The sequence below is a fragment of the Erwinia aeris genome (assembly GCF_041224955.1).
Classification (GTDB): Bacteria; Pseudomonadota; Gammaproteobacteria; order Enterobacterales; family Enterobacteriaceae; genus Erwinia; species Erwinia aeris.
This window is the reverse complement of record NZ_JBGFFX010000004.1, coordinates 168503-181301: the sequence shown is the minus strand read 5'-3', so window position 1 is coordinate 181301 and position 12799 is coordinate 168503. Positions and strand designations below refer to the sequence as shown.

Genomic DNA, 12799 nt, shown 5'->3' with positions numbered 1-12799 from the left:
AATCCGGATTCTCTTTAAGTTCCCGCAGACCGTAGCCTGGGGGATTATAATTGCTCACATCTTACGGTCGGGCAGCCCGTCCGCGACGCCGTTAACGGCGCCTTGACCAGATTGACTTAAGCCTTGCGACGGGCCGTCGAACACGACCCACAGGGATGGGTAAAGCAGCCGGCGAACCGGCCGCTCTCTTTACTCCTGGATATCGACGTTTTCGAAGTGATGCTTACCTAACGGATCGACCACGTAGCCGGAGACTTTTTTGCTGACCGGCTCAAACACGGTGGAGTGAGCGATAATCAGCGCAGGCGCCTGGTCGTGCATCATGACCTGAGCCTGCTTGTAGTACTCGATACGCTTGTTGTGGTCGGCTTCACCGCGCGCAGGCTGGATCAGATCCTCGAATGGCTTGTAGCACCAGCGAGAGTAGTTAGAGCCATCCTTCGCCGCGGTGCAGCTGAACAGCGTGGCGAAGAAGTTATCCGGGTCGCCATTGTCGCCCGTCCAGCCCATCATCACGGTCTGGTGCTCGCCAGCTTTCGCGCGTTTCAGGTATTCGCCCCACTCGTAGGTGACGATTTTGGCCTTCACGCCAATTTTCGCCCAGTCGGCCTGGATCATCTCTGCCATACGGCGAGCGTTCGGGTTATAAGGACGCTGTACCGGCATCGCCCACAGATCGATAACGAAGCCGTCCGCCATGCCCGCTTCCTTCAGCAGCGCTTTGGCTTTGGCCGGATCGTAGGCGTCATCCTGCACCGCGTCGTTGTAGCTCCACATGGTCGGCGGGATCAGGTTTTTCGCCGCCTGGCCCGCGCCCTGGTAAACCGCGTCGATAATCGCTTTCTTGTTCACCGCCATGGTCAGCGCCTGGCGAACCTTGACGTTATCCAGCGGCTTTTTCTCGGTGTTATAGGAGAGATAGCCGACGTTCAGGCCCGGCATCTGCATCAGGTTGATATTCTTGTCTTCCTTCATCCGCGCGAGATCGGCCGGATTCGGATAAGGCATGATCTGGCACTCGCCCTTCTGCAACTTGGCGTAGCGCACCGAGGCATCCGGCGTGATGGAGAAGACCAGGCGATCGATTTTCGGTTTGGTGCCCCAGAACTGGTCAAAGGCTTTATAGAGAATGCGGGAATCTTTCTGATATTGCAGCAGCTGGAACGGGCCGGTGCCGACCGGATTCAGATCGACTTTTTCCGGCGTGCCCGCTTGCAGCATCTTGTCGGCATATTCCGCAGAGAGAATAGACGCGAAATCCATCCCCAGATCGGCCATGAACGGCGCTTCCGCACGGGTCAGCACAAAGCGTACCGTGTGGTCGTCCACCTTCTCAATTTTGCTGATGAGCTTCGGCATGTCCATGCCTTCAAAGTATTCGTAGCTGCCGCCGGAAACGCCATGATACTTGTTGTTTTTATCCAGCTGACGCTCGAAGGAGAACACCACGTCGTCGGCATTAAAGTCACGCGTAGGTTTGAAATCTTTAGTGGTTTGCCACTTCACGCCTTTACGCAGGTGGAAAGTATAGGTTTTGCCGTCTTCGCTCACGTCCCACTTTTCCGCCAGGCCGGGCTGTAGCTCGGTGGTGCCGACTTTGAACTCCACCAGGCGGTTATAGATCGGTACGGAGCTGGCATCGTAAGTGGTGCCGGAAGTGAAAAGCTGTGGGTTAAAGCCTTCAGGCGATCCTTCGGAACAATAAACGAGGGTTTTGGCCTGGACGCTGGCGGCCACGGTCAGGGCGACCAGGCTCAAACCGACCTTCAGCATCCTGTTTTTAGCCAGGGAATTACGCATGCTTCTGCTCCAGTTGTGATGTTGTATTAGGCAGTTCGTCAGGCCTGTATTTTTTTATAGTGGCCCGTACGTATCAGAAGGTTTGGGTAGAAGACGCGGCGAGGCTGATGCCATCAGACAAATCCTTATCCTTTCTCTTCTGAGCGATCAATTTGTCAACAGTTGCAGAAAACGTCAATACGGCCGTTGGCTATTTACACAGAGGATGAGAGGCGACAGACAAATATAAAAAATAACCAAAAGCGACCTTTTCCAGCGCATATAATGCGCCGTTAACTTTTAATGCCGCTTAAAATAGCGCCAGAAAATCAGCAGCCAGTGAAACGCGTTGCAAAAAAACCCTTGAAAATAGTCGCCTGTATCCCATTTTTTTAACAATACGCTTTGCTTATACCTGCCATTCCAGGCAAAAATTCTGCAACGGCAGGATAAAAAACGGCCAATAACGCGTTTTTTTGGTCAGGTACAGCGCAGCGCGAATTAACGCGGCGGCAGCGGGCGAGAAAGGCTTTTTTACGGATAGTAAGGGCATAAAGCGAGACGGGTATTTTTACACCACAGCACGATCGGCTGCCGGTGTCGGCGGCGCTTAAGGGCCGCCGATAACGGATAATCAGTGCGAAACGGCGCGGGAAAGCGTGTTGATAATAACCACGCCGACGATGATAAATGCCATGCCGATTAGCGCGGGCAGATCCAGCCGCTGGCCGTGCCACAGCCAGGCGACCAGCGAGATCAACACGATACCCACGCCCGACCAAATGGCATAGGCGATGCCGGTCGGCAGATGCTGCAGCGTCAGGGACAGACAGTAAAAAGCGATGCCGTAGCAAAATACGGTACCCAGAGTTGGCCACAGCCGCGTAAAACCTTCCGACGTTTTCAGCAAGGTGGTACCAATCACTTCCGCCACAATGGCGATAAATAAAATGAGATACATCATTATGACCGTTCTCCTGGGTTATCCGTTCAGTTAGAGGAAGAAGCGCACAGCGCTTCCGCGGCTTATCTTGCAAGAATCTGCCCCGGTTTTTTTGATCCCACGCATGACTCTCTGCGCCAACCTTAATACGGCCTTAACGGCAGGCAATAAAAAACCCCCGGCCGCTACGGCTCCGGGGGCTGGGGTGTGACGCGGCGCGTCAGATTTTGCCGCCAGAAGCTTTACGCTTTGTCGGATCCGCACACCAGTCGTTCGTCTCTTTGATGCCGCCATCCGGAGAGGTGTAGCCCAGGCAGCCCAGCACCGAGTCGAACAGCTCAACGTGACGATGCGTCGCGCCCACGCGCTGCTGCGCCTGCAGGCGTTCAAAGCGGCTCTGGTTAGCCGGGTCTGCCAGATACTTATCGGAAGCCCACACGATCATCGGCACGCGGAACTGCTCCGGCGGCGCCATATGACGCGGCGTGCCGTGCAGGTGCATGTTATCGCTGATCGATTCGCCGTGGTCGGCCGCGTAGAAGACAATCGCTTTCTTATCGCGCAGCTGATCGAACACGCTTTCCAGCACCGTATCCGTATAAAGCACCGAGTTATCAAAGGCGTTGATCAGCATCGCTTTGCTGCATTTATCGTCCACGCCCATACATTCAGGCTGATAACGGGCAAACTCGCGCGGATAGCGCTGCGAGTAAAGGTAGTGCGAGCCTTTGGTATGCAGCACCACCAGATGCTTGCCTTCAGGATGGCGATCGAGCGACTTTTTCAACTCCGGCACCAGCAGCATATCGTCCACCGACTTGCCCTGGTTCTGCTTTTCCGAACCAATCTGCTCGCGGAACGCGAAGTTATCCGCATCGGTATTGTTATAGAACCAGACTTCACTTTGCATAGCGAAAAGCTCCGAGCTAAAGCCCAGCGACTTCATCACCGCAAAAACGTTCTGTTCTTTCAGCGTGCGGCCTGGCCCTTCATCGGTGCCGCCTTCACGCACGAACATACAGCGCAGCGAAAGCTTGGTTGCGGTGTCGCAGGATTCCCCCCGGAACGCCACCAGGTTTTTCTCGTGGGAAAGCTTTGGCGTGGTATCGCGGTTATAGCCCAGCAGGCCCATATGATCCCAGCGGGTGGTTTCGCCAATCACGAATACCACATAGGTGTCGTCCAGCCCGGCCGGTGCGTTATAGGTAAACTGCTTTGCCGGATCGAACAGGTCTTTACCGTCCATCGTCTCGTCGTAGCTGGTGTAGGCAAACAGCCCCAGCGCCGACAGCCAGTTGGAAGGCAGATAAGAGTGCGCCACCACGCCGCCATAGCTCGGCAGATCGACATTGGTCAGCTTCTCGTTGATGTTCTGCTGCTTGTCGAAATAGCGGATAGGCAGCCAGACCAGCGCCACGGCCAGCAGCAGCACGCCCAGCGGCTTCAGGCGCTGTCCCGGCGTTTTCAGCTGCTCAATCAGCGTCAGGCGCAGCGAGTTGCGCCAGATCAGCAGCAGCGGCAGCGCGCTGACCAGCACCATCCACAGCACAAAATGGTAGCCAATCACCTCTTTCGACAAATCGGTATCCGTGGTCATCACCGACGCGACGATGCCGTAGCCGATCACCACGTTAAAGAAACTCATGTAGTAGCTGGCGGCTACCGAAATCAGCACCAGCGCGGTAGCGGTCACGCGCCAGAAAATTTTGCCGCCCAGCGACAGCAGCCGCATCAGGAAAAAGGTCAGCAGAACGATGGCGACGACTTCCGCCACGGCGGAAAGCCATTCCGCCACGCTGAAGTGGGCCAGAAAGGGATCGAAACGACGATAAAAAACGGGAATATTCAGAAAGATACCGATGTAAAACGCTAGCAAAAACGAGAGCTTTTGCTGCGTCAGTGTTTTAATGTAATTCATGCAACCTTTATCCCGGCGTAGCTTTAGAGTAAACGCTAATCAGACCATACCGTTTCGCCAGAGTTCGGTTATAGGGTCGATTATCACCCTGAGAAACTTTCCCCGGACGATTCTGAAGGGAAAAAATTCACCTCCACGCGCAAGCGGCGTAGTTAACCACATTATCGGGGATTTATCAGTTCAATCGCGGGAATAAGCAGAGAAACGCGGCGGGTCGCAGGGTTACAGACAGCCGGAGCGCCATAGCGACTCCGGCCAGCGCCGTTATCAGTTGATGATATTCAGCGTTACGTCGATATTGTCGCGGGTTGCGTTAGAGTAAGGGCAGACGATATGGGCCGCGTCCACCAGCTTTTTCGCTTCCGCCGCGTCCATTCCTTCCAGATGGATATTCAATTTAGCTTCGATACCAAAACCGGTCGGCAGCGGCCCGATGCCCACTTCCCCTTCGATAAAGGCTTCTTTTGGCATAGTGATTTTGTCGCGGTTGGCGACAAACTTCATCGCGCCCAGGAAGCAGGCCGAGTAGCCAGCGGCAAACAGCTGTTCAGGGTTGGTGGCTTCGCCGCCCGCGCCGCCCATTTCTTTCGGTACGCCCAGCTTTACGTCCAGCACGCCGTCTGAAGAGGTAGCACGACCGTCACGACCACCGGTGGCTTTTGCTTTGGCACGGTAAACGACTTTTTCTAAAGACATCAGGCAACTCCTTTCATTGGGTTTTATATGCGCTATTAAATCGCGAGCGACTTAATGAGGCGTCTGTAATCAGTATAGACTTTCCGGAGCGAGACTACGGTCTAGCCGTTGAGGCTGTCGCGCAGGCTTTCCAGTTCGGCTTTCAGCACGCGCATTTTTTCCGCATCACAGGCGGCGGCGCAGCTGACGGCCTGAGGTAAATCGACCGCTTTATGGCGCAGCTCGCGACCCTGTTCGGTCAGCGTTACCACGACCTGGCGCTCGTCTTTGCGCGAGCGCTGACGATCCAACAGACCCGCCGCCTCCAGCCTTTTCAGCAGCGGCGTCAGCGTGGCGGAGTCCAGAAACAGCCGTTCGCCGATTTCGGAAACCGTCACGTCATCGCGCTCCCACAGCACCAGCATCACCAGATATTGCGGATAGGTGATATCGAGCGGTGCCAGCAGCTGGCGGTAAAGCTTGTGCAGCGCCAGGTTGGTGGAATAGAGCGCGAAGCAAAGCTGTTGATCAAGCAACAGTGGCGAGGCTTCCGCTTTTTTGTCATCTTTATCTGTGATCATGGCAAAAAATATAAATAGTGCGCTATATAATTGCAAGCGAATCTTAATGTTCAGGGGAGAAAACCGATGTATTCACTGGAAGAAAAGGCCCGACGCTACGCCAGCAAGGCTCATGCTGACACGGGTCAGCGTCGCAAATATACCGATGAGCCTTATATCGTACATCCGGCTGCGGTAGTGGAGCTGGTGCGCAGCGTAACCGATAACGAAATCATGCTGGCCGCCGCATGGCTGCACGATACGGTCGAGGATACGTCCAACACGCTGGCGGATATCAAGAGCCATTTTGGCGCGGAGGTCGCCTCGCTGGTGGCGATGCTGACCGACAGCAAGCAGCCCGACGCAAAAAATCGCGCAGCGCGTAAAGTGGCCCATTTTCGCCATACGGCACAGGCCTCGGGCGACGCCCAGACCATCAAGCTGGCCGATATCATTGATAACACCCGCTCGATTATTCATTACGATCCGCATTTTGCCCGCGTTTATCTGACAGAAAAACGCGTGCAGATCGCCTTGCTGAAAGACGGAAATGAAGCGCTGTGGCGGCAGGCTTCCACTATTATCGAAAGCGGCATTGAGCAGCTGACGCAGGCGCCCTATTACGTGCCGCTTGCCTGGTTCACCCGCCAGCAGCAAAGATATCAGCTGCCGAATTAATCCTTAACCGGGATTTTCGGCGCTTTTCTGCATTAATTAACTCAAATCGGCGCCGCTGCCGCAGGCCGGCGGCATTAATTGGTAAGCCTGCGTCAACTCAGTGCCTATAATCGCCTCGAAAAAATAAGGGGCGTTATGCAATCTGATTTACTTTTTATCCGCCGCAAGGCGTTGGCTTTTATTGGCTGCGCGCTGTTTCTGGCCGCCATGATGGGAATGGTTTTTATCGATGTTCGCTGGATGAACGATGGCGTACACGAAACCTCATTTACTGAAATCGCTCAGGAACTGATGCTGCTGGCTATCGCGCTGCTCTATTTTCATGGCGCATATCGACAGCCTGCCATCAGGCCGACGCTGATATTAATCGGCGGCTTCTTCACCTGTATGCTGATCCGCGAGCTGGATTTCCTGTTCGACGAGCTGTCACACGGCAGCTGGGTGTGGTTCGCGCTGGCCACTGCCGCCGCGTGCGTCGTTATTGCCGTGCTTCAGCCAAAGCGCGCCGTGAAAGGCCTGGCCGATCTGCTGCGTCATCCTGCCTGGGGCATGTTGTGCGCGGGTTTGCTGACCATTCTGGTGTTTGCTCGCCTGTTCGGTATGCGCGACCTGTGGCAGCACCTGATGCTGGATGGCTATAACCATACGGTGAAAAACATGGCGGAGGAAGGCTGCGAACTGCTGGGCTATAGCCTGTGCCTGCTGGCTTCGCTGGGGTATCTGTATGGCGATCGGGCAAAGGCGGAATAAAAAACGCCGCCTTGCCAATACTCGTAAAGCCCGACGTTTAACGCCGGGCTTTTTTATAGCTTATTGCTTGTAAAAAATGTCGCCGGATTCCACTTTCAGGATGCGGCCATCTTCTTTAGAAATCTGCACGTAGTTGCCGCCCATATAGGTCCAGCTGGTGCCCTGCTCAGGCGCAGGCAGGTTGCGGGTTTTCCAGTCCACAATTTCATATTTTTTAGTGCGGTAGCGGTCAGGCACCACGCTGCCGATAGTGAAACGCTGGAAATCGGCAAAAAAGTACTGAATTTCATAAGGATGGGCCGGATCGCGCTGCGGCGCGGCCGTTTCGCCTGAAGGCGTCTGCGCCTGAGAAGGCGTTTGTGCTTCCGGCGCGATCGGCGCGGCGGATGGGGCATCCGTAGCTGGCGCATCCGTAGCTGGCGCATCCGTGGCTGGCGTATTCGCAGCTGGGGCATCCGTGGCTGGCGCGGCGGCGGCAGGATCCTGCTGCGTCTGAACATCTTCTGCAAAAGCCGTAGACACTAACGGCGTGGCAGCCAGTAAAAAAGCAGAAAAGAGAATGGACGTCGACTTACTCATGAGTTTCTCCGCTGAAAATGAAATTATCAGGTGGCACCGGTCAGCGAGGAAGCGCCACTTCGTCACGCGCACATTATCGTTTCTTTTCAGGCAAGGGAAGCAGGAAAAAGCGTGGTCTGCCCTTTTCGCCCAGCGTTATCTTTCGCGTAGCGCCTCTTTCGCCCGGTTCAGCGGTTTCAACAGGTAAGCCATAATGGTTTTGCTGCCGGTATGGATTTCCGCCATCGCGATCATCCCCGGATGCACCGGGAATTTTTTCCCTTTTTTATTAAGCAGATAATCTTTTTCGGTACGCACATAGACGCGATAGTAGTAGTTGTCCCGATGCACCTCGTCCTGGAGGGTATCCGGCGATATGGAAGCCACTTTGCCCTCAAGGCCGCCATAGATATTAAAATCATAGGCGGTCAGCTTGACCACGGCGCGCTGGCCCGGCGTGATAAAAGCCACGTCGCGCGGCGAAATCTGCGCTTCAATCAGCAGCTGTTCATCCAGCGGCACCAGCTCCATCAGGTTACCGCGCTGCGGGATCACGCCGCCCACCGTGTTGACCTCGATCGCTTTGACGATACCCCTGACCGGCGCGACTATCGTCGTGCGCTTCAGCGCATCGGCGCGTCCGATGATGACCGACCGCTGCGAAGCGGCCTCGGCATTGGCTTTCGCCAGGTCCTCCCGCGCGTGCACAATGTACTGATTTTGCGCGTCGTTCAGCTTGCTTTGCAGATCGTTAGCCTGTCTTTTCAGCCGCAGCACTTCCACGTCGCTGGCCGCGCCCTGCGCCACCAGCGAAGCGGTCAGCTTAAGCTCGCGATTGATCAACGTCAGCGCTTCACGCAGGCCGCTCAGCGTTTTGTCCAGGTTCTCCCTGCGCGAGCGATACAGCGCCGTCTCGGCCGCCACCAGATCGCCGTCCTCCAGCACCTCGGGCGGAAAATGCAGCTCGCTGCCCGCCGTTTCCGCCTGCAAACGGGCCGCCGTCGCCAGCGCCGCCCGCATTCTTGCCGTGCTCTCCTGTAGCCCGGAATCCAGCTGCGTGGGATCCAGCAACGCCAGCACCTGACCCGCCTCCACCACGTCGCCTTCACGCACTTTCAGCGTTTGCAGAATGCCGCCCTCCAGCGACTGCACGATCTGCGCGTGGCTGCTGGGGATGACTTTGCCGACGCCGACCGTGACCTCATCCAGTTCAAACAGGCTGGCCCAGAGAAAAAACAGCAGCAGCATCGTCAGCAGCGACCAGACGATCAGCGCGCTGCCGCGCCCGGCCGTTTTTTTGCGGCCTCTGAAGCGTCCGCTCATGATGACGCCTCCGTTTTGCGGCGCGGCGCGGCCGGTTTAACCAGCAGCTGCTCCTTCGTCCCGTCACGCACGATTTTGCCGTTATCCAACAGTAAAATACGATCCACCAGCTGCATCACTGCCGGTCGGTGCGTGGCGATAATCAGCGTTTTCTCGCCCGACCAGGCCTTAAGCTTTTCGATCAGGCGGCTTTCGGCGGCGTCGTCCAGCCAGGCCGTCGGCTCATCCAGCAGCAGCACGGCGGGCTGGCGCAACAGTGCGCGGGCCAGCAGCAGCAGCTGGCGCTGCCCGCCGGACAAGCCTTTGCCGCCCTCGTGAAGCAGATAGTCCAGGCCTTCCGGCAGCTGGCGGATAAAGGTCATAGCGCCAGCGATAGCCAGCGCTTCCTGCATCTCCTCCTCCGTAGCCAGCGGCATTCCCAGGCGCAAATTCTGGCGGATGGTGCCGAAAAACAGCGACGAGGACTGGCTGACCAGGCTGACGTCGCGCCGGACATCCAGCGGATCGAGCGTGTCGAGCCGGACGCCATCCAGCAGCAGCGCGCCCTGCGTAGGCCGCAGCAGCCCGGCCAGCATTTGCAGCAGCGTGGATTTGCCAGATCCGTTGCGGCCCAGCAGAGCGATTTTTTCGCCGGGCTTGATGGTCAGCTTATCGAGCGCCAGCGCCGCCTGGGCGGCTTCAGGGCTGTAGCGATAGACAATACCGTCCAGGCTGTAGTCGCCGTACAGTTTTGCGCGATGCACCTGCGCCCCGCGCTCGGGCTGGTCTACCTCGCTGTTTAGCAGGCTTGCCAGCCCTTCTCTGGCGACTTTCGCCTGCTGCCAGCGGCTAAAAATCATCGCCAGCTGGCCCAGCGGCGCCATCATGCGCGAGGCCAGCATCGAGCAGCCAATCAGCACGCCGGTGGAGATATCGCCGTCCATCGCCAGCAACGCCCCCACCAGCACCACGCTGACATAGGCCAGCGTCTGTACCTCGCTGGTCCAGCTGGCCAGCAGCCCGCTGATAAAACGCTGCCTGACCGTCGCCTTACCGATCGTTTCGTTCAGGTGGTTCCACTGGTTCTGAAAGTAAGGCTCGCCGCGCAGCAGCTTGATATCGTCCGCGCCCTGCACCGACTCCACCAGCATGGCGTTACGCAGGGCCGACTCGCGCATGGTGGCTCTGGAAAGCTTCGCCAGCGGCCGCTGCGCCAGCAGTCCCGGCAGCACAATCAGCGGGATCGCCACCAGCGGCACCAGCACCAGCCAGCCGCCCAGCAGCCAGAGCACGATCAGAAAGAGGATCAGAAACGGCAGATCGGCCACGGCGGAGATAGTGGTGGAGGCGATCAGCTCGCGCAGCTGCTCCAGCTCGCGGATCTGCGCGATAAAAGATCCGGTTGATTTTGGCCGCGCGTCGCTACGGATGCGCAAGGCGTGGCCGAAGACCTTGTCGGAAATACGCAAATCGGCGCGCTTGCCCGCCCAGTCGGAAATATAAGTGCGGGCCATGCGCAGGATAAAGATAAAAGTCAGCGCAATCATAACGCCGCCAAACAGTACCCACAGTGACGGCACGGACTGCGAAGGAATAATGCGGTCGTACACCTGCATGGTAAACAGCATCGCCGCCAGGCCCAGCACGTTGATCATCAGCGAGGCGAACATGATGTTGATCCAGCTCGGCCACTCCCGCAGCAGCGTCTGCCACAGCCAGCTGGCGCGGTAAGGCTGAATATAGTCGTCGACTCTGGCGTCGGGCACGGCGGTTTCAGGGCGGGCAAGCAGCACGCGCTGCGCATAGCGGCCCAGCTCGTCCACGCTGAGCACGCTTTGCAGCTGTTTTTCGCCGGTCAGCATCACGCTCGCCTGGCCTTCGGCGCTCAGCGACGTGACCACGCCGACGCCGCGCGCGCCGAAATCCACCACCAGCGGCAGCCGCCAGGCGTCCAGCCAGTCGGGATGGAAGTCGTCAAACAGCACCAGCAGACCGAGCTGGCGCGCCATGTTTTCAATCAGCTTGTCCTGCGGCAGCTGTCGCAGCTGCCACTCCGCCTCGCCTTTTACCCGCTCTGGCGAAGCCTCAAGGCGATAATGCCTGGCGATCAGCAGCAGGGCTTCCAGCCACGGCAGGTAGCGGCTTTTTTCAGGAAGATCGGTGGCGTTGTTATCTGAGAAAGGGTTGTTCATAAGGCTCATTTTTCACTGTTTGCCGCTGCGCCTGGACGCCCGAAATATCGATGCTGAAGGCGTCTCTGGCCACACCGGCCAGCGCAAGATAAGTTACTTCGGCGGCCCAAAGGTCGCGGCGGGCGTTGATCAGATCCAGCTCCGCACGGCTGATTTCCTGTTCGGCGTTGAGCAAATCAAGCACGTTCCTGTTGCCCAGCGCCAGATATTGCTCGCGGTAAAGCGAGCGCGTCTCGGTAATGGTGCGCAGCCGCCGGGCGAGGATGCTGATGTTGTTTTGCAGACCAGTCATGCTCTGAAACGCGCTGCGCTGCCGGTCGGTCAGCTCCAGCTTCTGGCTGCTGATGGTTTCTCTGGCCGCGACCAGCGCGCGGGCGCTGGCGTTTTCCTGCGCCGCCAGCGCGCCGCCCTGATAGAGCGTGCTGTTCAGGGAGAGATAGACGTTTTGATACTGGCTACGGCTCTGATAGCGGGCGATATCGCCGATATATTTGTTGCTGCTGGCCTCCAGCGACAGCGTGGGATAACGCTGCGCTTTGCTGCTGCGCAGATCGGCGCTGGCGATGGCGACGTCGGCCTGTGCGATAAGGATGGTGGGGTTTCTGTTCAGATCGAGCGTGGTGCCCAGTTTGCGGATCAGCGGTTGTAGATCCAGCGGCGTGGCGATCGGCCTGTCCGCCATCGGCTGACCCAGCAGCGCCTGAAGGTGGTACTTCGCCTGGCGAAGTTTGATCTCGCTCTCCTGCTGCTGCGCCTCGGCCGCTTCGACGCGCGCCTGCGCCTGTACGGGATCGACGCGCGTGCTGGCACCCGCCGTCGCGCGCAGCTGCGTAAGCCGTAAAATATCCCGCAGCGCCCTGACCTGTTTGCGAGCGTTATCGAGCTGCTGCGTATAGCGACAGACCTCGTTCAGCGCCAGCGCCGTTTGTTCAATCACGGTATCGACCTGCGCCAGCAAAGCGGCCTCCTGCCGCAGATAGCCGGCCGTTGCCCGATCCACCGCGCCGCCGGTTTTGCCAAAGTCATAAAGCATTTGCGACAGCCCCAGCGTGGCGATTTGCCCGCTGCCTTCGTCCTGCTGTCTGCCCGAGGTAACCCCCGCTTTAATCGCGGGAAGATAGCCCGCGCTGGCGTTATCGATGCTAAAGCCCGCCGACTCCAGCGAGGCGATGCTGCTGCTGATGGCCGGATGGTGCTGCACCGCCAGCAGGATCGCGGCGTGCCAGTCGACGGGCAGCGTTTTGCCGTCGCCCGTCGGCAGCATATCGGTCTGGTCTGCGGCGGCCTCAGGCAGGGTGTCCGGCGCGCCGGAAAAAAGCCCCCAGAATCCATCAGGCGCTTCTTTCGGCGGCGACGGCTGCGCAAGGCTGACACAAGGCAGCGCCAGCAGGCAGCAAAAGGCGGTAAAACGTCTTTCCATAGCTTCATCCTGAAAATCCCTGGC

General features: G+C 57.8%; 11 protein-coding genes. 2 read left to right on the top strand and 9 right to left on the bottom strand.

Features of this window, described 5'->3' with window-relative positions:
• Positions 1–189: 189 nt before the first annotated feature.
• The 5 genes from dppA to AB6T85_RS09340 form a co-directional block, all read right to left on the bottom strand.
• Entirely contained in the window at positions 190–1800 is a 1611-nt protein-coding gene (gene dppA / locus AB6T85_RS09360; protein WP_301251514.1) for a dipeptide ABC transporter periplasmic-binding protein DppA, read from the bottom strand.
• 613 nt (positions 1801–2413) lie between these two features.
• Positions 2414–2743, bottom strand: a complete 330-nt coding sequence (locus AB6T85_RS09355) for an SMR family transporter (protein WP_301251515.1) — start codon at positions 2741–2743, stop codon at positions 2414–2416.
• A 199-nt stretch (positions 2744–2942) separates the two neighbouring features.
• A complete protein-coding gene (gene eptB, locus AB6T85_RS09350; protein WP_369895377.1) occupies positions 2943–4640 on the bottom strand; it encodes a kdo(2)-lipid A phosphoethanolamine 7''-transferase in 1698 nt (565 codons plus the stop codon).
• A gap of 267 nt (positions 4641–4907) precedes the next feature.
• Positions 4908–5336, bottom strand: coding sequence for an organic hydroperoxide resistance protein (locus tag AB6T85_RS09345; protein WP_125289275.1), 429 nt, complete (start codon positions 5334–5336; stop codon positions 4908–4910).
• Between the two features lie 101 nt (positions 5337–5437).
• Entirely contained in the window at positions 5438–5896 is a 459-nt protein-coding gene (locus tag AB6T85_RS09340) for a MarR family winged helix-turn-helix transcriptional regulator (RefSeq protein WP_301251517.1), read from the bottom strand.
• A gap of 66 nt (positions 5897–5962) precedes the next feature.
• Between AB6T85_RS09340 and AB6T85_RS09335 the strand changes: the two genes are divergently transcribed.
• Positions 5963–6553 carry an HD domain-containing protein gene (locus tag AB6T85_RS09335; protein WP_369895375.1) on the top strand — a complete coding sequence of 197 codons (591 nt, stop codon included), beginning with the start codon at positions 5963–5965 and terminating at the stop codon, positions 6551–6553.
• A 135-nt stretch (positions 6554–6688) separates the two neighbouring features.
• Complete coding sequence (locus AB6T85_RS09330) at positions 6689–7303, top strand: hypothetical protein (RefSeq protein ID WP_253456554.1); 615 nt, start codon at positions 6689–6691, stop codon at positions 7301–7303.
• A 60-nt stretch (positions 7304–7363) separates the two neighbouring features.
• On the opposite strand, the gene AB6T85_RS09325 is transcribed toward AB6T85_RS09330, so the two are convergent.
• The 4 genes from AB6T85_RS09325 to AB6T85_RS09310 form a co-directional block, all read right to left on the bottom strand.
• On the bottom strand, positions 7364–7882 hold the full coding sequence (locus tag AB6T85_RS09325; RefSeq protein ID WP_369895374.1) for an RcnB family protein: 519 nt from the start codon (positions 7880–7882) through the stop codon (positions 7364–7366).
• 135 nt (positions 7883–8017) lie between these two features.
• Complete coding sequence (locus AB6T85_RS09320) at positions 8018–9184, bottom strand: beta-barrel domain-containing protein (protein WP_301251518.1); 1167 nt, start codon at positions 9182–9184, stop codon at positions 8018–8020.
• Complete coding sequence (locus AB6T85_RS09315) at positions 9181–11355, bottom strand: type I secretion system permease/ATPase (RefSeq protein ID WP_369895372.1); 2175 nt, start codon at positions 11353–11355, stop codon at positions 9181–9183. The genes AB6T85_RS09320 and AB6T85_RS09315 overlap by 4 nt, the downstream gene beginning before the upstream one ends.
• The gene (locus AB6T85_RS09310; protein ID WP_369895371.1) at positions 11333–12775 is read right to left on the bottom strand and encodes a TolC family outer membrane protein; all 1443 of its coding nucleotides are present in this window, start codon (positions 12773–12775) and stop codon (positions 11333–11335) included. The genes AB6T85_RS09315 and AB6T85_RS09310 overlap by 23 nt, the downstream gene beginning before the upstream one ends.
• Positions 12776–12799 lie beyond the last annotated feature (24 nt).

What these genes read in the sequence shown, in the direction of transcription:
- AB6T85_RS09355 (WP_301251515.1), bottom strand. Translation starts at nt 2,743, where the DNA reads ATGATGTATCTCATTTTATTTATCGCCATTGTGGCGGAAGTGATTGGT.
- AB6T85_RS09330 (WP_253456554.1), top strand. Translation starts at nt 6,689, where the DNA reads ATGCAATCTGATTTACTTTTTATCCGCCGCAAGGCGTTGGCTTTTATT.
- AB6T85_RS09315 (WP_369895372.1), bottom strand. Translation starts at nt 11,355, where the DNA reads ATGAACAACCCTTTCTCAGATAACAACGCCACCGATCTTCCTGAAAAA.
- eptB (WP_369895377.1), bottom strand. Translation starts at nt 4,640, where the DNA reads ATGAATTACATTAAAACACTGACGCAGCAAAAGCTCTCGTTTTTGCTA.
- AB6T85_RS09335 (WP_369895375.1), top strand. Translation starts at nt 5,963, where the DNA reads ATGTATTCACTGGAAGAAAAGGCCCGACGCTACGCCAGCAAGGCTCAT.
- dppA (WP_301251514.1), bottom strand. Translation starts at nt 1,800, where the DNA reads ATGCGTAATTCCCTGGCTAAAAACAGGATGCTGAAGGTCGGTTTGAGC.
- AB6T85_RS09320 (WP_301251518.1), bottom strand. Translation starts at nt 9,184, where the DNA reads ATGAGCGGACGCTTCAGAGGCCGCAAAAAAACGGCCGGGCGCGGCAGC.
- AB6T85_RS09345 (WP_125289275.1), bottom strand. Translation starts at nt 5,336, where the DNA reads ATGTCTTTAGAAAAAGTCGTTTACCGTGCCAAAGCAAAAGCCACCGGT.
- AB6T85_RS09340 (WP_301251517.1), bottom strand. Translation starts at nt 5,896, where the DNA reads ATGATCACAGATAAAGATGACAAAAAAGCGGAAGCCTCGCCACTGTTG.
- AB6T85_RS09325 (WP_369895374.1), bottom strand. Translation starts at nt 7,882, where the DNA reads ATGAGTAAGTCGACGTCCATTCTCTTTTCTGCTTTTTTACTGGCTGCC.
- AB6T85_RS09310 (WP_369895371.1), bottom strand. Translation starts at nt 12,775, where the DNA reads ATGGAAAGACGTTTTACCGCCTTTTGCTGCCTGCTGGCGCTGCCTTGT.